Annotated in this window: 17 protein-coding genes; 9 read left to right on the top strand and 8 right to left on the bottom strand. The window is 50.1% G+C overall.

The annotated features are described in order from the left end of the window. The first annotated feature begins 51 nt into the window (after window positions 1–51). The 5 genes from DS731_RS12455 (at window position 52) to DS731_RS12435 (ending at window position 9,920) form a co-directional block, all read left to right on the top strand. The gene (locus DS731_RS12455; protein ID WP_119501630.1) at window positions 52–2,910 is read left to right on the top strand and encodes a TonB-dependent receptor; all 2,859 of its coding nucleotides are present in this window, start codon (window positions 52–54) and stop codon (window positions 2,908–2,910) included. Between the two features lie 134 nt (window positions 2,911–3,044). Next, window positions 3,045–4,700 carry a DUF5597 domain-containing protein gene (locus DS731_RS12450; RefSeq protein WP_119501629.1) on the top strand — a complete coding sequence of 552 codons (1,656 nt, stop codon included), beginning with the start codon at window positions 3,045–3,047 and terminating at the stop codon, window positions 4,698–4,700. 40 nt (window positions 4,701–4,740) lie between these two features. After that, the gene (locus DS731_RS12445) at window positions 4,741–7,665 is read left to right on the top strand and encodes a glycoside hydrolase family 31 protein (RefSeq protein WP_119501628.1); all 2,925 of its coding nucleotides are present in this window, start codon (window positions 4,741–4,743) and stop codon (window positions 7,663–7,665) included. Between the two features lie 2 nt (window positions 7,666–7,667). Continuing rightward, the gene (locus tag DS731_RS12440) at window positions 7,668–8,948 is read left to right on the top strand and encodes a GDSL-type esterase/lipase family protein (protein WP_119501627.1); all 1,281 of its coding nucleotides are present in this window, start codon (window positions 7,668–7,670) and stop codon (window positions 8,946–8,948) included. 78 nt (window positions 8,949–9,026) lie between these two features. Continuing rightward, a complete protein-coding gene (locus tag DS731_RS12435) occupies window positions 9,027–9,920 on the top strand; it encodes a LysR family transcriptional regulator (RefSeq protein ID WP_232373359.1) in 894 nt (297 codons plus the stop codon). A 6-nt stretch (window positions 9,921–9,926) separates the two neighbouring features. On the opposite strand, the gene DS731_RS12430 is transcribed toward DS731_RS12435, so the two are convergent. Beyond that, window positions 9,927–11,072, bottom strand: coding sequence for an aldo/keto reductase (locus DS731_RS12430; RefSeq protein WP_232373358.1), 1,146 nt, complete (start codon window positions 11,070–11,072; stop codon window positions 9,927–9,929). A gap of 268 nt (window positions 11,073–11,340) precedes the next feature. Between DS731_RS12430 and DS731_RS12425 the strand changes: the two genes are divergently transcribed. Together DS731_RS12425 and DS731_RS12420 are read left to right on the top strand one after the other, a co-directional pair. Continuing rightward, window positions 11,341–11,796: a (2Fe-2S)-binding protein gene (locus tag DS731_RS12425; protein WP_119501624.1), complete on the top strand. Its 456-nt coding sequence runs from the start codon at window positions 11,341–11,343 to the stop codon at window positions 11,794–11,796. A gap of 10 nt (window positions 11,797–11,806) precedes the next feature. Continuing rightward, the gene (locus DS731_RS12420) at window positions 11,807–14,074 is read left to right on the top strand and encodes a xanthine dehydrogenase family protein molybdopterin-binding subunit (RefSeq protein ID WP_202980659.1); all 2,268 of its coding nucleotides are present in this window, start codon (window positions 11,807–11,809) and stop codon (window positions 14,072–14,074) included. A 35-nt stretch (window positions 14,075–14,109) separates the two neighbouring features. Here DS731_RS12420 and DS731_RS12415 read toward each other — a convergent pair whose 3' ends face one another. From DS731_RS12415 to xdhA, 7 genes are read right to left on the bottom strand one after another with little or no spacing between them, the layout of a single operon-like run. Next, the gene (locus DS731_RS12415; RefSeq protein ID WP_119501623.1) at window positions 14,110–15,318 is read right to left on the bottom strand and encodes a urate hydroxylase PuuD; all 1,209 of its coding nucleotides are present in this window, start codon (window positions 15,316–15,318) and stop codon (window positions 14,110–14,112) included. Between the two features lie 2 nt (window positions 15,319–15,320). After that, window positions 15,321–16,613 (bottom strand): guanine deaminase, encoded by a 1,293-nt coding sequence (gene guaD / locus DS731_RS12410; RefSeq protein ID WP_119503413.1) that lies wholly within the window; start codon window positions 16,611–16,613, stop codon window positions 15,321–15,323. 11 nt (window positions 16,614–16,624) lie between these two features. Beyond that, window positions 16,625–16,948, bottom strand: coding sequence for a hydroxyisourate hydrolase (gene uraH, locus DS731_RS12405; RefSeq protein ID WP_119501622.1), 324 nt, complete (start codon window positions 16,946–16,948; stop codon window positions 16,625–16,627). A 9-nt stretch (window positions 16,949–16,957) separates the two neighbouring features. Next, window positions 16,958–17,464 (bottom strand): 2-oxo-4-hydroxy-4-carboxy-5-ureidoimidazoline decarboxylase, encoded by a 507-nt coding sequence (gene uraD, locus DS731_RS12400; protein ID WP_119501621.1) that lies wholly within the window; start codon window positions 17,462–17,464, stop codon window positions 16,958–16,960. Further along, complete coding sequence (gene xdhC / locus DS731_RS12395; protein WP_119501620.1) at window positions 17,461–18,312, bottom strand: xanthine dehydrogenase accessory protein XdhC; 852 nt, start codon at window positions 18,310–18,312, stop codon at window positions 17,461–17,463. Before xdhC ends, uraD begins: the two co-directional genes overlap by 4 nt. Next, window positions 18,309–20,666: a xanthine dehydrogenase molybdopterin binding subunit gene (gene xdhB / locus DS731_RS12390; protein WP_119501619.1), complete on the bottom strand. Its 2,358-nt coding sequence runs from the start codon at window positions 20,664–20,666 to the stop codon at window positions 18,309–18,311. Before xdhB ends, xdhC begins: the two co-directional genes overlap by 4 nt. Further along, a complete protein-coding gene (xdhA, locus tag DS731_RS12385; RefSeq protein WP_119503412.1) occupies window positions 20,659–22,098 on the bottom strand; it encodes a xanthine dehydrogenase small subunit in 1,440 nt (479 codons plus the stop codon). The genes xdhB and xdhA overlap by 8 nt, the downstream gene beginning before the upstream one ends. 456 nt (window positions 22,099–22,554) lie before the next feature. Between xdhA and DS731_RS12380 the strand changes: the two genes are divergently transcribed. Then, window positions 22,555–23,208, top strand: a complete 654-nt coding sequence (locus DS731_RS12380) for a TetR family transcriptional regulator C-terminal domain-containing protein (RefSeq protein ID WP_119501618.1) — start codon at window positions 22,555–22,557, stop codon at window positions 23,206–23,208. Further along, window positions 23,205–24,125, top strand: a complete 921-nt coding sequence (puuE, locus tag DS731_RS12375; protein WP_119501617.1) for an allantoinase PuuE — start codon at window positions 23,205–23,207, stop codon at window positions 24,123–24,125. The genes DS731_RS12380 and puuE overlap by 4 nt, the downstream gene beginning before the upstream one ends. Window positions 24,126–24,139: the final 14 nt, after the last annotated feature.

Genomic DNA, 24,139 nt, shown 5'->3' with positions numbered 1-24,139 from the left:
CACGAAGAGGTGCATAGTGGCATGGTTCAACGCAACATGGACTTTTAAAATATGAAAACTACACATTCAGGACTTGAACAGTTTAAGCACGCAAAACTTACCGCTTTTCTACTGGCATCCTTAGGTTTGGCCTGTCCCGCCACGGGTCTGGCACAGACTGACTCTGAGGAAGAAGACAGTGAGGCACTTGAAGTTATAGAAGTAAAAGGCATGCGGGCCAGCGTCATTTCTGCTCAGGCAACAAAAATGAACTCCAATAAAATCATGGACGGGATCAGTGCCGATGACATCGGCGCACTGCCTGACCGCAGTATCACTGAAACTTTGCAAAGGGTGGCGGGTGTTGCTATCGACCGGTACATGTCGTTAGGTGATCCTGAACATTTCTCGGTGGAAGGTAATGGTGTGATTGTGCGCGGGCTTACCCAGGTCCGGTCGGAACTGAACGGACGGGGAACGTTCAGTGCTGACGGGGGCCGGACGCTGAGCTTTGGTGATGTGCCGCCTGAACTGTTAAATGCTGTGAATGTGTATAAAAGTCCGTCGGCGGATCAGATTGAAGGCGGCCTTGCCGGTACCATCGATCTGGAAACCCGTCTGCCTTTTCACCGCGACGGTCAGCAAATCGCGTTTGATATCAGTGCCAACTATGGTGATGTGATAAAAGAAACCAAGCCGGGCTATTCTTTTTTATATTCCAATAACTGGGATACCTCTGCCGGTAAAGTCGGCTTTTTGTTTGATATTGCCGTCTCTGAATTGTCTACCCGTAACGATTCCATGTACGTAAGACCTTTTTTCTACCGTGATGACATTGCCGGATACGAAGGGTCAACGGTCTATGTGCCCAGAGGTGCAGACTGGCGTACCATGTATTTTAACCGCGAACGTAACGGCGCTTATGCGGCCCTGCAATATGCTCCGTCTGAAAACCACGAATTTACCCTGACATACTTTTCCAGCGACTACGATATGCAGTGGAATGAGGATGCCATATTCGTAGATAACTGGCCCTATGGTGTGCAGGTGGAAAGCGGTGCACAGTTCAGTGACAGCGGTGTACTGGAAAAAGGACGGCTGGTACAGGATGGCGGTATTCCCATGGGGGCCGATGTCAGGGCCTCTTCCCAGCAGGCGAAAACGGAAGATATCGCGCTGCGTTACCGGTACGCCGGTGAGCAATTTCTGGTGGAAACGTCGCTGCAGCGGGTAAGTTCTGATTCTGCAGGGCTTGATAACACGGTGGCCACACAGATTAGCGTACCTTACATAGATGTCGATTTAACCGGCAGCTTGCCCACTGTGACATCAGATGCTTCTTATCTGGGAAACCCGGACAACTATGTCTGGAATTTCATCATGGATAATCAGTACGACCGTCAGGCGGATATGACTGCGGCAGATATTGATGTTCAGTACTTTTTATCTGACGGTTTCTTCGAAGCCGTGAAGTTTGGCGCCCGCTATAGCAAAACATCATCTGATAACGCCGATACCGGTTATAACTGGAGTCCGTTAGCACCAAGCTGGTTACAAGCTGCCATTGTGGAAGGGCAGGAGAATATTGTCCCTGATGTCAGTGAGCTGAACCTGAATTCCTTTGATAACTTCTTTGGTGGTGATGTGCCGGCGCCGGCAAACGTGTATGCACCTGATGCCAGTTTTGCGTTTGGTTATCCGCAGAGTTTTCAGGCGTTACAGGACCGGTTCGTGTATGCAGACTGGTCTGCCTGGGCGTACTGGAACCGCCGTGATTTAAATGATGATCAGTATACCAATGATCAGACAGAGGAAACGGCCGCCGCCTATGTGATGCTCGACTTCTTTACTGACGCACTGGGCAAACCCGTGTCGGGCAATGTGGGTGTGCGTTACGTTAAAACCGAAAATACCGCTCATGGTTATCTGCAATATCCGAACAATGCGCTGTTTGGCAACGGTGCTTTCACCGCCTTGGATGCGGAGCATGATTACAGTAACTGGCTTCCCAGCTTAAACGTAAAAGTAGAACTGACCGATGATTTGCTGCTGCGTTTTGCTGCCGCCAAAGCGATGGCGCGGCCAAATTTTGCAGATTTAGGTGCCAATATTGTACTGAACGCGAATTTATCCAGTGCAGGAGAGGCCAGCCAGAATGCCGGCAATCCGCCTAAAGTGGAAGATTACGTGCTGACACTGGACTCCACACAAAATCCGTATCTCGACCCTATGGAGTCCAACCAGTTTGATGTGTCTCTGGAATGGTATTACGCCGAAGACAGTTCTGCTTATGTGGCATTGTTTACTAAGGATATTTCCGGCTATCAGGTGCCCCAATTGTCTCAGGTTGAATTTGGTGGTTATACCTATAATGCCAGGTGGCCAGTTAGCAGTGCTGATGCTGAAATCACGGGTGTCGAGCTTTCTCTGAACCACTTTTTCTCTTCACTTCCTGCACCTTTTGACGGTTTCGGCGTGCAAATGAACTACACCTGGATAGACAGTGAAATTGATGCTGATTCAAGCTCTCAGCCGGTGGATACAGACGGTTCAGGCTACGAGGATATGCCATTCAGAGGCTTGTCAGAAAATGCGGTAAACCTGGTATTAATGTACGAGAAAGGTCCGTTTTCCGCGCGCCTGGCCTACAACTGGCGGGATGAATTCCTGATTGCAACTAATGCAAATGGTTTCACCGGCACGGAAAATGGCATCACTTATGGCTTGCCGCTGTTCAATGCGGCGACTGCTTACCTGGACGGCTCTGTGACATATCGTATCAACGACAATTACGCGGTGGTTCTGGAAGCGAACAATCTCAATGATGCGGTGACCAAAAATGAGATGCGTCAGAACGGCCCGGGTAATCACTACAGTGCTTATCACGTCAACGATATCCGTTATGCGCTGTCTCTGCGGGGCAATTTCTAGTACCCGCGCGTATCGCACTGCACCGGCTTTATATTGGTATTACCTGCCGGTGCAGTGCAACGCTTTTCCCAACCCTGAATTGATATTTGGACACTATGAAAATCTATTATTTTGCAGGTCTTCTTCTTTGTGCAATGTGTACGCTAAGTGCCTGCCAGAATGCGGGGGTAAAGCCCGCCGCAGCTTCTCAATCCCGGCACGACTTACCTCAAGTGGTCACTCAAAACGGCCGCCATGCCTTTCTCGTCGATGGTAAGCCTTTTCTGATGCTGGGTGCGCAAACGAATAATTCCGCTAACTATCCTGCAGCGCTGGATAAAGTGTGGCCGGTTGTTGATGCCATGCATGCTAACACCCTGGGTATTCCGGTGGCGTGGGAGCAAATCGAACCGGAAGAAGGACATTTCGACTTCAGCTACCTTGATGTCCTGATCCGCCAGGCCGCAGAACGGGAAGTGAAAGTGGTATTGCTGTGGTTTGCCACCTGGAAAAACAACGCGCCTCATTACGCGCCGGCCTGGATCAAACTGAATAATCAGCGTTTCCCCAGAGTGATCACACGCGACGGGCGAACCCTGAACTCTCTGTCGCCTCACGGCGAACAGACGCTGGCCGCTGACAAGCGCGCCTTTGAAGCCTTGATGACATATTTGCGTGATAATGATCCGGCTCATCAGGTCATCATGGTACAGGTGCAAAATGAAACCGGCACCTACGGCTCAAAACGTGATTACTCCCCGTTGGCAAATTCTCTTTTTAAACAGCCTGTCCCTGACACTTTACTGGCCCGGATGAACAAACAGCCGGGTACATGGGCTGAGGTATTCGGTGATGACGCTGATGAAATCTTTCATGCCTGGTCTATTGCCCGTTATGTCGATGAGATTGCACAGGCCGGTAAAGCAATTAAACCTTTGCCGATGAACGTTAATGTGGCGCTGAGAAATCCTTTCAATCCCGGCTCGGGCTATTCCATGGGCGGTCCTACAGACAATGTTATCGACGTCTGGAAAGCCGGCGCCCCGCACATCGATATGATTTCGCCAGATATTTATTTTCGTGACCATAAAACGGTAAAACGGGTGCTGGAATTGTACAGCCGTGAAGATAACCCCTTGTTTGTAGCGGAGATTGGCAACGACCAGCCCTATGCCCGCTACTTTTTCAGTACCCTGGGGCATCAGGGGTTCGGGTTTGCGCCATTCGGCATGGACTACACCGGTTATGCCAATTATCCCCTCGGCGCGAAAACGGTTAACGACGACACCATCGCTCCTTTTGCTGAAATATACGGGCTGATGCAGTCATGGTCCGGCGTATGGGCAACGCTCAGCCTCGAGCATCAGGTTTGGGGAGTCGCAGAGCCTCACGACTCGTCAAAAGATGAAAAAGTGTGGAATGCCAATGTGTCGCAAGCAAAAGGGGAGTCTCCCGCTTACAGTCAACTGTTGGATCTCGGAAACTGGGATGCAGAAGTTTCCTACGGACGACCTATGTTCTGGATTGACCCGCCTGCAGGAAATCATCCGGCTTCCGGCGGCGCACTTATCGCTAAATTATCCGACGATGAGTTTTTAGTGACTGCGCTGCGTGCACGGGTCACCTTTACACCGTCAAAAGAAATCGCATCACTCCCTGTAATGATTGAAAGGGTGGAAGAAGGCCATTTTGATGATCAAGGTAACTGGATATTTGAACGCGTCTGGAATGGCGATCAAACTGACTGGGGACTTAACTTCAACGATGAGCCGCATATTCTCAAAGTAAAAATGACCACCTGGCAAGAATGAATACCTTGCAACTATGAACAAAGGTAAAAGGAATAACACCATGAAAAAAATCCATCGAATTGCAGCCAGTGTGGCCGTTGCGTTAATGTCAGCAACCGTACTCAGTGGCTGCGAAAACAGCACCGGCAGTGCTGAAGTTATTCAAGCGGGAAGCTATCAGGCGACAGAACACGGCCTGCTTGTTTTGCCTGCTCAGGGGCAGGCTAAAGCCGTGCGCCTACAAGTATTTGATGAAGGAATCATTCGCGTCACGGCGCTGCCACATGACGATTTCAGTCGGGTTGCAGAGAGCCTGATGGTGACTGCCTCTGCGGGGAATACCCCTTACGATATCAAAGAATCCGCCGGTGCGGTGATATTGTCTACACCCGCTATGACAGCCTCAGTATCGCTGACTGACGGTAATCTGGTGGTAAAAAACCGTGCCGGAGAGGTATTGCTTGAGAGTGTGAACAGCGGCGAATTTGCGCCGGTGACCGCCGATCCTGCCGGTGCCGATAAGTACAATTTCGCTATTCACCAGCAGTGGAATACTGGTTCAGATGAGGGTTTTTACGGGTTAGGGCAGCATCAGGATGGCCGTATTAATCATGCCGGAGATAATGTTGAGCTGAGCACCCATAACCTGCAAATCTCGATTCCCTTTGTTGTCTCTACCAAACATTACGGGATTTTATGGGACAACGCCGCCATTACACGGTTCGGAAATCCGGTGGAGTCAGCGCCGCTGAACGCAGGCTTTACGCTTTATGATGAAGACGGCAACGCCGGGGGATTAACCGCGTATTACTACGATAGAGATAAATTGCTGCTTAAACGCACAGAAGCCGATCTTGATTATCAGTTTCTTGCTCACAATACCACCCGGGAAATACCATTTCCTGCAGAGCTTGGTGATGTCAGCCAGCCCCGGGTCGTATGGAAAGGGCAGATAAGCGCGAAGCAAAGCGGACTTCACAAGTTCCGTATGTACTCCAGTGGCTATGCCAAACTGACCATAAACGGTGAAAAGCTGCTGGACCGGTGGCGGATGAACTGGAATCCCTGGTTTCACAATACTGAAATGATGCTCACCGCCGGTGAAAAGGTGGACATTGAAGTCGACTGGGATTCGCAGGGTGGATACTTCCGTCTGTTACACAATAATCCTCAGTCGAAGGCCGACGAGAACAGCTTGTCGCTGGCATCAGAAACCGGAAAGTCGCTGGACTATTACATTGTAGCCGGTGACGACACCGACGAGGTAATAAGCGGTTACCGCAAACTTACCGGCAAAGCCGTGATGCTGCCCAAATGGGCCTATGGGTTTTGGCAAAGTCGTGAACGTTACAAAACGCAGGATGAACTGTTAGGGGCGCTGAAAACCTACCGTGAAAAGCAGATCCCCATTGATAATATTGTGCTCGACTGGTCTTACTGGCCGGAAGATGCATGGGGAAGCCATAAGTTCGATTTGGCCCGTTTCCCCGATCCTAAAGGCATGATAGACGAAGTTCATGCACTAAATGCCAATATTATGATTTCCGTCTGGCCGAAATTCTACAGCACAACTGACAATTACAAAGAGCTGAATGCCAAAGGCTACATGCTGAATAAGAACGTGGATCAGGAGGGCAATCTGGACTGGATTGGGGAGGGTTATCTGAACGGGTTTTACGACCCTTACCCTGAAGAATCACAGGCAATTTTCTGGCGGCAATTAGACGAAAATTTGAATGTGCTCGGTATTGATGCCTGGTGGCTGGACGCATCCGAGCCGGACATCCATTCGAACCTGTCGTATACCAAACGAAAAGAAATCATGACGCCGTTACCGATAGGTTCAGGTGCTGAGTATTTTAACTCCTATGCGCTGGCAAACGCAGAAGGCGTGTATGAAGGTGAGCGGCAGTCAGACCCTGACAAGCGTAGTTTTATTCTTACCCGCAGCGGGTTCGGCGGCATTCAGCGTACGGGCAGTGCAATCTGGAGCGGAGACACCGTGCCGCGGTGGTCAAATCTTAAAGAGCAGATTGCTGCTGGTGTAGGTACAGGATTGTCCGGTATGCCGAACTGGACCATGGATATCGGTGGCTTCACACCGGAAGATCACTATCGTTACAACGGCGATGTGGTTGTGGGTCACTACAGTGAAATGGCTGAACAATATCAGCAGGAATGGCAGGAGCTGAATATGCGCTGGTTCCAGTTCGGCGCATTTGTGCCGCTGTTCCGCTCCCATGGTCAAAACCCTTTCAGGGAAGTGTTTAATCTGGCCGATGAAGGATCGGAAGTGTATAACGCACTGATATCCACCATCGAATTACGCTACCGTCTGATGCCTTATATTTATTCGCAGGCAGGGGACATGTTCCATAAAGACGGTACCTTAATGCGCGGTCTGGTGATGGACTTCCCTGAAGATGAAAAAGCGCAGGATATCGATGATGCCTACATGTTCGGGCCGGCCATTCTGGTTAACCCTGTGTATGAGTACAAGGCGCGGGAACGGGATGTTTATCTGCCCGCAGGCGTAAGCTGGTACGACTTTTACTCCGGTGAAACGTATCAGGGAGGGCAAACGATTAATGCCAGTGCGCCGTTAACGCAAATGCCGCTATACGTAAAAGCCGGATCAATTATTCCGGCGGGTGAAGCCATTCAATATGTTTACGATAAGCCGGATGGCGACTATACCATAAACGTATTTACCGGTGCTGACGGCGAATTTGAACTCTATCACGACGACGGCAAGTCATACGACTACGAGAACGGGGCGTATTCGTACACCCGCATTGAGTATGATGACAGTGAAGGTAAGCTCACCATCGGCAAACGTGAAGGGCAGTTTGATAATATGGTCACTTCCCGTACCTGGCATGTCAGGTTTATTTCCGAAGGTGAAACCCTATTAAATTACGAAGCGAAGCCGGACGTCACTGTCACTTATTCCGGTGATGCCCTTACTGTGGAACGGACGAAGTAACCATGCGGACGTTAATTTGTCTTAGCGGGGTACTGCTCCTTTGTGCCTGTGCGGCGCAAAGGAGTGCCGACACCCATGAAGTACCGGAAGAAGTCACTTTTTCGTTATCCGATTTGCAAATAAAAAACGGCGGTGAGAGCGTGGCGGTGTCCGGCCTCACCACTGAGATCCCCGGAGTGACCGTTACACAGGAAAGTAGCCATCCGGCCGGACAGCCGGTGAGCAGGATCGTGTTTACTGAAGCCTGGGAGGGACGGGCTTATCTTAAAGTGAATAGCCCTGTTAACCTGAATCTGATACATCAACCGGAAGCGGCAGCATTGACGTTTGACTTAAGGGTAGACGATGTCAACAAGGCCGGGTTGCAGGCGGGCATAGATTGTGGTGAGAACTGCCACTATGTCGTCGATTTATGGCCTGATGCAGTAAAATGGCAAGGTGCAGGATGGCAGCACGTTAGCATCCCGGTTAAGTGTTTTTCCGGCAAATTTGCCGACTTTTCTAATGTCAGCGAGCCTTTCAGATTATTCTTTTACGGTTCCGGAGATATTGCCGTGTCAGGGGTAAACATTACCACGAATGAGCCGGGAAATATCCTGTGTCCGGATCAGGATACCCAAAGCATTACGCCGGCCCCGCTACGGGCATTCTGGGCTGATGAATGGTGGATGAAGCGCCATCAACAGAAACTGGCAGAAAAGCAGATCATCCGGCCAGAGGTTGTGCTCATTGGCGACTCAATTACCCATGGCTGGGAAGACAAGGGCGCAACGGTTTGGAAAGCGTATTTTCCGGATGTTCCCACGTTAAATCTGGGCTTCGGCGGCGACAGAACCGAAAATGTGCTCTGGCGCATTGAACAGGGTGAATTAGACGGCCTGTCTCCAGCTATCACGGTTCTTATGATCGGCACCAACAATACAGGTCACCGGATGGAGCCGCCGGAACATATTGCCCGTGGGGTAAGTCACATTATTGACCGGATAAAGCAGAAAATGCCGGACAGTGCTGTCTTACTTACCGGCATATTTCCCAGGGGAGAAGATGCCACGTCTCCCGAACGAATTAATAATCAGAAAACAAATGGTCTTCTGGCACATCTTGCTAAAGAAAAAGGCGTTCATTACACCAATATCAACGATGTTTTTTTGAGCGGAGACAATAAATTGAGTAAAGATATCATGCCCGATTTATTGCACCCGAATGAAGCAGGATACCGGATTTGGGCACAGGCGCTTGTTCCCTGGTTTTCTGCGCTGAAAAAGGAAAATTTGGACAAATAACGATAAGAGAAAACACGGTTTTGTGCTAAAATTCGGGTCTTGCAGGTTTCCAGCTAATTCCGGATAACTATCTGAATTATGAAAACAAAACTGAATGATCTTATTGCTTTTACCGCCGTTGCCGAGGAAGAAAGTTTTACCCGTGCAGCGGCGCGTTTATCCGTCTCTCAATCTGCGTTAAGTCATACCATTAAGGGGCTTGAAGAAAGGCTGGGTTTACGTCTGCTTACCCGCACAACCCGCAGTGTGTCCCTCACTGAAATTGGTAAAAAATTGTACGATTCCGTGGCGCCCAGATTACTCGAAATTGAGAACGAACTGGATTCACTGAACGCCCTGAAAGATAAGCCGGCCGGTACCATCAGAATTTCAGCCGCAGAACATGCGGCCCGCACCGTCATCTGGCCCAAAGTCCGCAGTTTTATGGTGAAGTATCCGGATATCAATATCGAACTTTCCATTGATTACTCCCTGACTGACATTGTGGCGGAAAAATATGATGCGGGTGTCCGCCTGGGAGAAAGTGTAGAAAAAGACATGATTGCGGTGAGCATCTCGCCGCCGCTTCGCATGGCGGTGGTGGCCACACCGGAATATTTCGAAAAAGCGGGAAAGCCTGCTGAACCCCGCCACTTGTCAGATCACAACTGTATTAATTTACGTTTGCCAACCTACGGACGCCTGCTGGTGTGGGATTTTGAAAAAGATGGCCACGACGTAAACGTGCGGGTTGAGGGGCAATTTACCTCAAACAAAACCACCTTCATTCATGATGCTGTGTTAGCAGGAGTGGGTATTGCCTATTTGCCGGAAGGCATGGTGCTGGAAGATATCAAAGCTGGCCGGCTTGAACGTATTTTAGATGAATGGTGTGATGAGTTCCCGGGCTACTATCTCTACTTCCCCAACCGGAGTCAGTATTCTCCGGCATTTTCTCTTTTTGTAGAAGCGATGAGAGAAAAGCCGGAGTAGACCTGCTTACTTATCAGTTTCGGCGGCGTCATCAGGGCGCATACCTACCAGTTCGATGCCTGCAAATTGCCGTCTGAAATCTGCCATTTCTGCGTCGGAAAACCGGGTATGTACTGCACCAATGTCTTCTTCCAGGTGATGCAATTTTGTGGTGCCGGGAATAGGCACAATAAAAGGTTTTACTGATAATAACCAGGCAATGGCAAACTGCGCAGGGGACATGTTGCGTTCAACAGCCCGTTGCCTGATCATATCGAGTAATTCCCGGTTTTTGACCATTGCTTCCGGGGTAAAGTAAGGGACAGAAGCAAAGCGGGAATCGTCAGAAAAACGGCTGTATTCATTAAACTTGTCTGCGAGGAAACCGCGGGTGACAGAACCCCAGGGAACAAAACCCACACCTAATTCTTCGCAGGTAGCCAGCACCTGATTTTCTACAGAACGCTCCATGATGGAATACTCACTTTGTACCGCAGTAACCGTGAATTCCTTATGCGCTTTTCTTAATGTAGCAGGAGATACCTCTGATAAACCAAAGTGACGGGCTTTACCTTCCTTCACCAGTTCAGCCACTGTGCCAGCCACGTCTTCCACGGGTACGTTGGGGTCCACACGGTGCAGATACAGTAAATCGATGTATTCTGTTCTGAGGCGTTTTAACATGCCGTCTACGGCCTTACGGATCGATTCCGGTCTGGCGTCACGTCCGGCACGCTGTCCGTTCTCATCAAATTTAAAGCCCATCTTGCTGGCCAGCACCACTTTATCGCGGATGGGTTGCAGGGCTTCACCGACAATGGTCTCATTGGTAAAAGGACCATATACCTCAGCAGTATCAAAAAACGTCACACCCCGCTCAAAAGCGCCTCTGATAACAGGCACCATTTCTTTTGCCGTGCGGGGAGGGTTGTAACTGCCACTGGACATGCTCATGCAGCCTAATCCGATTGGCGATACCTTTAATTTACCCAACATGCGGTGATTATCACCAACAGTGGTATTACATGATGCAGGCGCGTTTACCGGCGACGCCTGAGAAGGCTGAATGCCAGAGGTAAGAGATGCCGCAATGCCCGCTGTGGCCATCGACGCGGTTCTCATAAATTGGCGACGACCTGTGTTCTCTGGTTTAACCGGGTTATCTGACATCATGACTCCTGTATTAAGACGTTTCACAAATTGTTAACTACACTAGCGTGTACTGGTTTGAAGTATTAGTGATGCTTTGTGAAAGCAGTAATGAATTTTTCAGATTAATCCGTCTGAACCCTCAGATGCACCCTCAGAAGAGCAACGTGAAGGGGGTGTATTTTATTCATGAGCTTTATTCATTAACTCATGCCATTAATATCAATTGAGACCGTGACACAAAGCAGTAAATTGTTAACAACAGGTTACCACCACAAAAATGAGGTTTTTAATGCCTACCTATCAAATCAACGTAAATGGCGCGTCCAGAGAAGTGGATGCTGACGCAGATACCCCTTTGCTCTGGATTTTGAGAGACGACCTGGACTTGCCCGGTACTAAGTTCGGTTGCGGTATGGCGATGTGTGGTGCCTGCACCGTTCATGTGGGGGGGAATGCTGTCCGCTCATGCTCTGTGCCGGTTTCTGCCGTAGGCAGTAATGCTGTCACTACCATTGAAGGGTTGTCAGAGAAAGGCGATCACCCGTTGCAAATTGCCTGGGTAGAGCAGGATGTTGCCCAGTGCGGATATTGTCAGACCGGACAGATCATGAATGCGGCAGCACTGCTAAAACGTAACCCGAACCCTTCCGATGAAGAAATAGACAGTGCTATGTCGGGGAACATTTGCCGTTGCGGTACGTATCTGCGGATCAAAGAAGCCATTAAAACCGCAGCAAAAGCGTAAGGAGCCTGTTATGTCAGAAAATATTATGTCAAAAACGGGCCAGCGGTTATTCCGTACCTCAATGGGGCGCCGTCAATTTCTTAAAGCCTCTGCGGCAGCCTCAGGCGGTCTGATGATTAATTTCAGCTGGTTGGGCACTGCGCAGGCACAAACGGCCACAGACGCTCAACCTGTGCGTTTAAATGCCTATATTCTTGTCTCACCGGACGGCGGTATTACCGCTATGGTCCCGAATCCGGAGTTTGGCCAGAACGTGATGACGTCAATGCCCATGATCCTGGCTGAGGAAATGGACGCAAACTGGGAAGATATAACCGCGAAAACGGCGGATTACAGCCCTGATGATTATCAGCGCCAGTTTACCGGTGGCAGCCAGTCTATCCGGCAGGGATGGCAAAGCCTGCGTATGGCCGGTGCGGGCGCAAAGACACTCCTGTTGATGGCGGCCGCCGCGAAGTGGCAAGTGCCTGTTGCCTCACTGACAGCCCAAAACAGCGTGGTATCCGGACCCGGCGGAAAGTCAGCCACCTTTGCAGAACTGGCGCAGGACGCCGCATTACTGACTCTACCAGAAGAAATTGCCCTGAAAGCGCCTGAAGATTTTTCCATTGTCGGTCAGTCGAAAACCAATCTGGAAGGGCATAAAGTGGTCACCGGCCAGCCATTATTCGGTATTGACTATAAAACAGAAGGGACGTTAATTGCCGGTTTAGTCCACCCGCCTGCGTTTGGTAAAACCCTGGACAGCGCGGACCTGGAAACCATTAAGACCATGCCCGGCATTGTGGATGCGTTTGTGTTTGATGCCATGGAGCCGGATTACACCCGCAATTATTTTGATACCACGGCGTTTACCAAACTCATTGCTATTGTGGGTGAGAAAACATGGCAGGTATTAAAAGCGAAAAAAGCCCTGCAGGTTAAGTGGAAAACCTTCGACAGCTATTCAGAGAAAATGGATCGTTTCGGTACTCTGGTCGATACGGCTATTCCCGGCGGACTGGAAAGCACGGCGTCCCATCGTGAAAAAATGGAAGCTCTGTTAGCGTCTGATTTGCCGGTATTACGGCAGGATGGCGATACGGCAGCTGCATTTGCAAACAATGAAAAAGTCATAGAGCGCACTTACTATGCACCATACCTGGCTCACAATACTATGGAGCCAATGAATTTCTATGCAAATGTGACTGATGACGGTGTCCACGTAGCGGGCCCGCTGCAAGCACCCGGCTTTATCGTCAACTCTGTAGCCAGCCGGTTAAATGTGCCGCCGGGCAAAGTGCGTATCGAGATGACCCGGATGGGCGGTGGATTCGGGCGTCGTGCCTATTCACACTATCTGGTAGAAGCGGCGGCTATTTCAGCCAGAGTGAAAAAGCCGGTGAAGCTGATGTATACCCGGGAAGATGACATGACCATGGGCATTTACCGGCCAACCTACATGGCACGTTTCAAAGCGGCGCTGGATGAAAATAATCAGTTAATTGCTTATCAGGTCGACGGGGTGGGCGTGCCTGAGCATTCTGTTCACGCAGACCGGTTCCCGGCAGGCGCGGTACCCAATTATCTGGCCCGTGGTGATGCGGTACAGTCGAATATTACTACCGGCGCATTCCGTGCTCCGCGTTCTAATTTCATGGGAGCATCTGAACAGGCGTTTCTTGATGAAGTGGCAGAACTTGCCGGCACAGATCCCATAGATTTCAGGCTGGCATTGTTTGAAAAAGCTATATCGTCCCCGGTGGGCGATCACAATGATTACGATGCAGTCCGTTATGCAGGTGTGTTAAAGCAGGTGCGGGAGCAATCCGGCTGGGATACGTTACCGGCGTCGGTGAAAAAAGGCGTCGGCGCTTATTATTGCCACAACTCCTATGCTGCACACGTTGTTACTGTGACTGAGAAGAACGGGTCGCCACGGGCTGATAAAGTGTTCAGTTGTGTGGATTGCGGCATTGTGGTGAATCCCATAGCGGCATCTAACATGGTGCAGGGCGCGGTTATCGACGGTATCGGTAATGCGATGTTCGGGGAAATGACGTTTACAGACGGTCAGGCGGATAAGGACAATTTTAACCGCTACCGCATGATCAGAATGAACGAAATTCCTTCATCTGTTGATGTCAGCTTTGTGAAAAGTCATACCGATCCAACCGGGTTAGGCGAACCGCCGTTCCCGCCAATTTTTGCTGCACTGGCTAACGCCTTGTATCAGCACACCGGCGAACGGTTCTATGAGCAGCCTTTTGTGCATAAGCTTGAATCACTGAATGTCTGATAATAAAACGCCCGCTGAAACGCGGGCGTTTTGTTTTATTGCTCTTTGAACCATTTAGCAATGACCTGACGTTCTTCGTCTGTCATGCCGGTTTTATTCATAAAGGGCATGTCTTTACTTACGGCTGAGCGCTGATAAATTTGCGGCGCATAACGCTTAATATCCTGCCAGCTGTCAAATTTCACTCCCAGTGGCGCAACCTTGAAAATATCATCTGTCGGGCTCGCAGCATGGCAACTTGTGCAATGGGTGGTAATAAGCGTTTGTACGGCTTTGTCATCAGCAGACAATGCCGTCTGGTCATTCTGTGGCGCTGAAGCCGCTGCCGTGCTTTCCTGCTGGCTGACGGGCACAGATACCCAAATTGCCAGTAACAACATGCCCGCCGCACCGGATACCAGAATAGACGGCTTTTTAATGTCCTGATGTTTCAAATTAAAAAAGTGTCTTATCCATGCAGACAGGGCCATGATGGCAATGAGTACCAGCCAGTTTTGCGGATGCTGATATGTCATCGGATAGTGGTTGCTGATCATAATGAACAGTAACGGCAACGTCAGGTAGTTGTTGTGCACAGAGCGTAATTTTGCGCTGGCGCCCCAGGCAGGGTCGATTTCACCTTTTGCTGCCACCGCTGCTACCATTTTTCGCTGATTCGGCATGATGTTTAAAAATACATTTGCCACCATGATGGTGCCCACCAGTGCGCCTACATGAATATAAGCGCCACGGCCACTAAACAACTGGGTGGTCAGCCAGCTGGCAAAGCAAATCATCATGATAAGAAACAGCGCAAACAGTTTTGGCGATTTAGCCAGCGGACTGCGGCATGCCAGTTCATACAGGGCCAGCCCGCCAAAAATGATCCCGAGACCCGACAAAATGGCCGTTTGCGAACTCAGTGCATTTACTGACGGATCGATAAGATAGGCAGACGCGCCGAAGTAATACACGATGATAAGCAGGGCAAAGCCACTTAACCAGGTGGTATACGCTTCCCATTTAAACCAGTGCAATGTCGCAGGCATACTTTCCGGGCCGTAGGCATACTTGGCAACTTCATAAAAGCCGCCGCCATGTATCGCCCAGAGATCGCCCTTAATACCTTTTTCCTGCTTCCATTCAGGCGGAGTGCGTAAGCTGTTATCTAACCAGATAAAATAAAACGATGCGCCAATCCAGGCAACGCCTGCAATTACGTGAAACCAGCGGACAAAAAGGGATAACCAGTCGAGTCCTTCCATACTTATCTCTCCTCTTTGCGGTATTGCGCAGTGCCGGCAATCCGGGTTTCTATTATCATCCGGTCATCACCGAGCATGGACAGTGCAAACAGCACCTCTTCTGCGGTATCACGGTCATGTAACCGGTGGGACGTCAATTCATCAAAGGCGGGGTCGACAATAATAAAATCGGCGAAGGTGCCGGGGTTTAAATTGCCAATTTCGTACTGAAGTTTATGCGCCACGGCAGCACCCTGGGTCATCAGGTATAAACCGGTTAAGGGACACAATGCCTGTTGCTGCATCTGACACACTTTGTAGGCTTCACCGTAGGTTCTGAACAGGTTAAAGGTTGTGCCTGCGCCCACATCAGTGGCCAGGGTAACGGGGACTTTCAAGCTCTTCGCTTTTTGATAATCAAACAAGCCACTGCCCAAAAACAGGTTTGACGTTGGGCAAAAGGCGATAGTCGCCCGCGCATCTGCCATGCGCAGCCATTCCTGTTCTGTCAGGTGAAGACAATGTCCGAACACGCTGCGCTCACGCACCAGACCATAATGGTCATATACGTCCAGATAGCCGTTACGTTCGGGAAACAGTTGTTGTACCCACTGAATTTCTTTCTGATTTTCAGACAAATGGGTCTGAATAAATACGTCGCTGTGTTCAGCGGCCAGTGACCCGAGTAAAGACAATTGCTCACGGCTGCTGGTAGGCGCAAATCTGGGGGTAATCGCGTACAGATTACGCCCCTTGTTGTGCCAGGATGAAATCAGTTGCTGTGATGCTTCATACGCTTGCTGAGGCGAATCGGCGAGGCCGGCAGGACTGTTCTGATCCATACACACCTTACCGGTTACCATCGCCATATTTTTTGCTGATGCGGCAGCAAAAAGCGCATCAACGGAACCGGCGTGCACGGTGGGGTAAACTAAGCCGGTTGTTGTCCCGTTTTTTAAAAGCTGACGCAAAAATACGTCCGCCATCGCGGATGCATAGTCCGGGTCGGCGAACTTCTTTTCGGTGGGAAAGGTGTAATTTTCCAGCCAGGTGAGCAACTGTTCGCCATAACAGGCCAGCATTTCTGTTTGCGGAAAGTGCAGATGGCTGTCGATTAGGCCCGGCATGATCCAGTGATTTCTGTGGTCGTGCAACGTGCTCTCAGGATAGTCGGATACTACATCGGCAAAGTTACCAATGGCCAGGATCCGCTCGCCGCGGACCGCCAGTCCGCCGTCGGGGTAGCACACCGCATCCTGTTGCGGTGAATCTGTTTGCTGCGGGAAATGCAGTATCTTCGCACGGAATAGTTGAATCGTATTACTCACTAACTACCCCGGTAACTGCTGAAGCCGAAGGGTGAAATGAGCAGAGGTACATGATAATGACCGCCACTTTCCTGCATGGTAAAAGCAATATCGACAAACGGGTAAAAGCTTTCGCCGTGTTTTTCTGTCAGGTAATCCTGGCAGTGAAACCGTAATGAGTAAGTTCCCTTAGGGAAATCTGCGTCACCCCAGCTTTTACAGCGACCGTCGCTGTCAGTCATGCCGTCAACCTGTTTTCCGTCGGGAAAAGTCAGTGTCAGTGGTAACTGGCTTACGGGTTTACCTGATGTGGTGTCCAGAACATGACTGGATAAAGAAATCATAACCGTTCCTTAACTGTTAATCGCTTTGCTGATACGCAGGCAGGTAATTTTAATCTGCTCTGCTGCGGCATTTTTAAGCTCTGCTTCCGTGCTGTTGTTCAGCCTGTTTTCCAGCGCCTCCAGCATGGTTGTTGCCGGCAGACCTGAGGCACAAATAATAAAAATAAAGCCGTGCCTGGCCAGATACGCTTCGTTTTTTTCTTTCAGCGCATAAAGGGTGGCTTCGTCAGCGTCAGCCGTGCCGCTTTGTTCTCCGGCAGCTAAAGCGCGGGTGCTGGCATATTTGCTGCGTAATGAATTAATGTCACCAATCATGGGGTGGGCGGCAAATGCCTGCAACAAATCGTCCTTTTCCATGGTCTCCCAGACTGCCTTCCCGTGATTTTGTATATTGGCCACATCACAATAAGGGCGTTTGTCCGTCATCATGGATGCCCATTTTTCTGCTGCACAGGTTTGTGAAAACCAGCGCATGGCGTCCTGCCAGGGCAGGGCGTTAAGCGTGTTTATGTTCATGCTGATACGTTATCCTTGTTATCGTTTTCCTGAGTCCGGCTTTGTATGCCGGCAGGTGCAACGGGCGCCGGCCGGCTGTGCAGTCGTTCAATAATCTGAGCGCTGACCGACACAGCAACTTCTATGGGCGTTTTGCCGGGAATAGCCAGGTTACCTACCGGTGAAACAAAATGGTTATCCGCAGCTTCGCCAAGCCCGCGATGGGCGAGTTTGGTACGAAAGCGTCTGGCTTTTGTGTCAGAGCCAATCATGCCCACATAAGGAAATTGATTTATCTTCAGCGCTGTTTCTGCCAGTAAATAATCCAACTGATGATCGTGAGTAAGAATAAGCAGCCAGCTGTCCGCCGGAAGAAGAGGGATTTCACCTTCGGGCTGGGGGTCGCAGACTGTGGTCACGTTTGGCGGCACATCCAGTTCTGCAAAGGCATCCGGGCGGCTGTCTATCCACTTAATAGTTAAAGGCAGTTGTGCCAGAACAGGGATCAGCGCCTGAGCAACATGTCCGGCACCGAAAATGGCCAGTGTCTGACAATGGCTGACGTTGATTTCAAACAGCACCTTAACGGCTCCGCCACAGCATTGGCCTAATTTACTTGAAAGCGGGTAGGATTCAATATGCTGTTGTGACTGGCCGGTGGCTAAAAAAGTACGGGCTTTTTTTACCGCATCAAATTCCAGATGACCACCGCCGATGGTATCGAACTGACGGTCGCCGGTAACTACCATTTTCGCACCTTGTTCTCTTGGCACAGAACCCGCCACCGTGAGTACGGTGATCAGCACGTAACCCTGTGCATGACGGTGGCACCAGCTTACGGCATCAAACCAGTTACGGGGATGTCTCATGATAATGTCTCCGCTTCAGCCTGCTGCAAAGCAGTAATGGCATTGAGTACATTTTCCGGGGTAGCAGGCGTTGGCAGAACAGGGTCAACGGTGTAATCACTGAGTGATGAAATGGCATCTTTCAACGCACACCACACCGATATCGCCAGCATAAAGGGGGGCTCGCCCACCGCTTTTGAATGATAAATACTGTCTTCGTCGTTAGGACGGTCGAATAAATCCACGTTCATCACCGGCGGTGTATCACCAATGGCAGGGATTTTGTAGGTCGCCATGTTATTCGACAGCAATTTGCCTTCTTTATCCCATTTCAGGTCTTCCGATGTCAGCCAGCCCATGCCTTGAATAAAGCCGCCTTCGATCTGGCCTTTGTCGATAGCCGGATTCAGACTGGCGCCCACATCATGAAGAATATCTACGCGGTCCACTTTGTATTCACCGGTGAGGGTGTCAACGGAGACTTCTGATGCGGCGACACCATAAGCAAAGTAAAAGAAGGGACGACCGGAACCTGTGGCCCGGTCGTAGAAAATTTTAGGGGTTTTGTAATAGCCCGTTGAAGACAACGAAACCCGGCCGATGTAAGCCGCCTGAATGAGCTCTGAAAACGCAATACGCTCATTACCCAGTCTCAGGTGCCCGTCGGCGAACACCGCCTCTTCTGCATGCAGACCCTTTTGTTTCGCCCAAAAGGAAACCAGTCTGGCTTTTAATTCAAGACAGGCGTTTTGCACGGCTTTACCGTTCAAATCGGTGCCCGATGATGCGGCAGTAGGTGAGGTATTCGGCACCTTATCAGTGCGTGTAGCGGTAACTTCAATATCAGCGAGGTCGATACCAAATTCATGGGCTGCGATCTGGGCAATTTTGGTGTGAAGTCCCTGGCCCATTTCCGTACCGCCATGATTAACCTGTACGCTGCCATCGGTATAAATATGCACCAGCGCACCAGCCTGATTCAGGTGTTTGGCAGTAAATGAAATACCAAATTTCACCGGCGTCAGAGCCAGCCCTTTTTTTATCACCGGACTGGACTGGTTAAAACTGGTGATAGTTTCTCTGCGTTGCCAGTATTCGCAGGATGTTTCCAGTTGCCCAATCATTTCCGGTAGCAGATTATCGCCAATGTCCATGCCGTAAGGGGTGATATTACCCGTCGCTTTGGCATAAAGATTACGCTTGCGGATAGTGAGCGGGTCTTCTTTTAAGGTTCTTGCGATGCTATCTATCATGGCTTCGGCCACAATCATGCCCTGAGGACCGCCAAATCCGCGGTAAGCCGTATGGGATACATAAGAGGTTTTCAGGCGGTGACCAACAACATGACTGTCACCTAAAAAATAGCCGTTATCTACGTGAAACATGGCGCGGTCGACAATGGCATCAGACAAATCAGCACTGTAGCCACAATTGCCGTTTACAGTGATGTCCGCGCCCTGAATAATGCCGGCTTCATCAAAACCGGTTTGCCAGTGGTTTTCAAAGGGGTGGCGTTTGCCGGTGACACACATGTCCTGAGAGCGGGGCAGGCGGCATTTCACTGCGCGCTGATTGCGCTGCGCAAGAATAGCGGCGATGCACGCCCACTGTGCGGCCTGGCTTTCTTTACCACCAAAACCGCCGCCCATTCTGCGCATATCAACAGTGACCCGGTGCAGCTTTACGCCCAGCACTTCAGCCACCAGTTTTTGCACTTCGCTGGGATGCTGGCTGGAGGTGTAGATCATCATGCGATCTTCTTCTTCCGGCACAGCCAGTGAGACCTGACCTTCCAGATACATGTGCTCCTGACCCCCAATGTTCAGGCTGCCGGACACTTTGTAAGGTGAAGCGTTAACCGTATTAATGGCGTCCGGGTTACCGAAAGCATGGGTAGGGCGTACAAAGGACTGTTTCTCAAGGGCTTCGTCCACTGACAGCACAGCAGATCCCGGCTTCACAGTAATGGTGCCCCTAAGTGCTGCACGCCGGGCAAGCTCCGTAGTTGTGGCTAATACTGCAAAAACAGGCTGGCCGTGAAACAGGATTTGCTTGTCAGCAAGCACAGGATCGCCGTCAAATACCGGCGCGATATCAGTATGTCCGGGTACATCGCTGACGGTAATAACATCAATAACACCTTCGCTGTCACGGACGGCCTGTAAATCAATATGTTCAATTTCACCGGCAGCGCAGTTGCTTACGCCGATGGCCGCGTACGCGGTGTTGGCCGGTTCGGGCATATCGTCCACATACCTTGCCTGACCGCTTACCTGGCGTTCTGCACTTTCGTGCGCTTTGTTTTTACCTAACGGACTGGATGCCGGTGCCTGACGGGCGTCTGCAACCGCCGGGGTTTGAATGAGTTTACGCATGATGTACCACCCGCGTCGGAATAAGGTTGTCTTGCTGATTCTCCAGCCAGAACCGGTGCCATAAATTGCCTAATACCTGTTTTCTGTATGCTGCTGTGGCGCGCACATCATCAATAGGATTAAAAGCGTGCGTTAAAAGGTTTCTTCCCTCTGTGAGTGTTTGTACGTCGCGCCAGGGCTTGCCCACCAGTGACGCCGCCAGGGCTGTACATTCCACAGGTGTGGCTGCCACACCACCGAATCCGCTGGCAACAGAGGTGATCACACCATCGCTGATCCCCACGTTAAATACGGCAAGCACGGCAGAAATATCATCTTCCATGCGCTTCGAGATTTTATACGCTGCCAGATACTGGTCCGGCTGAGGTAAGGGGATATGAATGGCGCTGATCCATTCATTGCTCTGCAGCGCAGTTTGGCGATAACCGGTAAAAAAGGCGTTTGCCGGAATGCTGCGGGTGTCGCTGCCATTATCCGCTACAATATCAGCGTTCAGCGCCAGCAGCAGCGGCGGTGTATCGCCGATGGGGGAAGCGTTAGCAACGTTTCCGCCCATGGTTGCCTGATTACGCACAGGCAGAGAAGCAAAGCGGGTGAATAATTCCTTTAATGCCGGATAGTGGCTCACCAGCGTTTTCATTGCCCGCGACAAAGGCACAGCCGCGCCGATGATGATATGCGATTCAGAAACGTCCACCTCCTGCAGGCAACGCATCTGACTTAAACTGATGAGTGTTTTGAAAGACTGATGTTTTTGCGTGATCTCAAGGGCCAGGTCGGTACTGCCGGAAACCAGCGTTGCATCCGGGTTGTCTGCAATGGCTTTTTGCAATGCTTCGCGGGTTTCAGGCATGAGTAACTGACTGTCCTCTGTGACGTCTTCCCGGCTAAGCGCTTGTAATCTGGCAAGGGTGGTTGCCTGTTGTTCATCGAACTTGTCTGCTGTTTTATTTGAACAGGCATCAATGGTGGCATCAATAATGGGACGGTAACCTGTACACCGGCAAAGATTGCCTGATAACGCATCTATCACATTTTCCCGTTCGGGTGCATTATCAGAATGGTAAAAAGCAAAGGCCGACATCACAAAACCCGGCGTACAAAAACCGCATTGGGAACCATTATGGTTCACCATCGCAGTCTGAACCGGATGCTGTGCTTGCAAAGAGGCTAAATCTTCTACCGTGATGAGCTGTTTTCCGTGCAGCGAAGACATCAGCGCAATACAGCTGTTGATGGTGGTGTAGTTAAGGCTGTTGCCATCGTCGGAAGGACTGGCTACCACTACCGTACAGGCGCCGCAGTCGCCGGCTGCACAGCCTTCTTTTGTCCCCGTTTTTCGTTGCTGTTCCCTAAGGTAATTCAGCACCGTCATATTCGGGTTGCTCACCTGCAATTCGACAGGTTCATTGTTCAACAGAAAACGGACCATACCGAACTCCATGTAGATTTCAAAATGCTTGAATGCATTACTATATCTGTATTCTAAATTAAAAAGTAGACCATATGGTCAGATTTTTATGTTAAAAAAAGGCCATTGCGAGTGGCGTGTATTTTTACGGTGCAATTTGCACGATTTTGTGCACATTTATAGTGCGCACCTACAAAGTTGGTTGTTCTTTAATCAGCGTGTCGTCAGCGGCTAAAAATCAGATTCTGTTAACCAACTGCGCTTCAGTAGCTGTTTAAAAGATGAGTGCGCAGCATTTCACTCACCCTTACAAAGCCCGTCTGACCTTTGTTTTGAAAATCGCTGCAAGATGTATGCGCAATGTTTTATACGCGCAAGAATATTCTATAAATGAAAAATTTATCACTGATTTAAGCAACTGTGGCACTATGACTGAATAGTCAGGTTTGACCATTTCAAAAGGAACAAAAAGGCGTCATGACTCAAGCATCAAAAGTGGATGCCAGTGTGGGAGCCCGTAACAGGGCAATCATTCTGGCAGCAGCAGAGAAAGCATTTGCTGCTCAGGGATTCAGAGGGACATCTGTTCAGCAGGTAGCAGATAAAGCAGGACTCCCTAAAACCAATGTTTTGTATTACTTCAAGTCCAAGCAGGAACTTTATCTGGCAGTCCTTAAGGAAACCATGTCGTTATGGAATTCCAGTTTCGATAAAGCCACTGCAGATGATGATCCGGCGCAAATGCTGGCAGATTACATTGCCGAAAAAATGGAGTTATCGAGAACACACCCGCTGGCTTCGAAGATTTTTGCCATGGAAATTATCAATGGTGCGCCAAACCTGAATCACTATTTTGATGATGAACACAGCGACTGGATGGCCGGTCGTGTGGCTATTTTGAAAGCCTGGACAGAGCAGGGGAAAATGCAGGCCATCGACCCCCATTATCTGCTTTTCAATATCTGGGCGAGTACCCAGCACTACGCGGACTTTTCAACGCAAATTACCCGTCTTCGCGGCGCGAAAATGAAAAAAGCAGATTTTGAAGAAGCCACCAGACATCTGGTAACCGTTACGTTGACCGGTTGCGGTTTAACGGTACCGGAAAAATACAGGATTGTGACAGCATGAGTGACGTTAGTGACAGTTATCCCCGTGATCTGAAAGGCTATGGTGCCAATCCTCCTGATCCACAGTGGCCGGGTAAAGCCAGAATTGCAGTACAGTTTGTTCTTAATTACGAAGAAGGTGGTGAAAACTGTGTGCTTCACGGTGATGCCCATTCAGAAATTTTTCTGTCAGAAATTGTCGGTGCGCAGCCGTATCCTGACCGCCACATGAGCATGGAATCGCTTTATGAATATGGCAGCCGTGCGGGTTTCTGGCGTCTGCACCGGTTGCTGACAGAAAAAGCGGTACCGGTCACTGTATTTGGTGTCACTATGGCCATGGAGCGTCATCCGGAAGCGGTTGAGGCAATGCTGAATGCCGGCTGGGAAATCGCCAGTCATGCCATGCGCTGGATTCATTTTCAGGATATGGATATCGAAACCGAGCGGGCGCAAATTGAAGATGCGGTAAATCTGCATGAAAAACTCACCGGCAAAAAGCCTGCAGGCTGGTATACAGGCCGCACCAGCCCCAACACGTTAAAGCTGATTGCAGAGCGGGACGATATTCTCTACTGCGCAGATTCTTATGCGGATGATTTGCCTTATTACGATACCCAAAACGGTGCACCGCTGCTGATGGTGCCTTACACGCTGGATACCAACGATATGCGGTTTGCCACGCCGCAGGGATTTAACAGTGGTCAGCAGTTCTTTGAATATTTGAAAGATGCTTTCGATGTTCTCTACGAAGAAGGCGCCAGCCAGCCTAAAATGCTGTCCATCGGCTTACATTGCCGTATCGTGGGTCGTCCGGCCCGTATGGCAGCTTTGAAGCGGTTTATTGAATACGTGCAAAGTCATGACAAGGTATGGCTGGCAACGCGGGAAGAGATTGCAAAACACTGGCAAACACACTTCCCGTATAGCGGAGATTAACGTGTTGTGACTGC

It is taken from the genome of Alteromonas sp. RKMC-009 (genome assembly GCF_003584565.2).
Classification (GTDB): domain Bacteria; phylum Pseudomonadota; class Gammaproteobacteria; order Enterobacterales; family Alteromonadaceae; genus Alteromonas.
The sequence above is the reverse complement of the archived record's forward strand: the minus strand, read 5'-3'. Positions and strand labels throughout refer to the sequence as shown.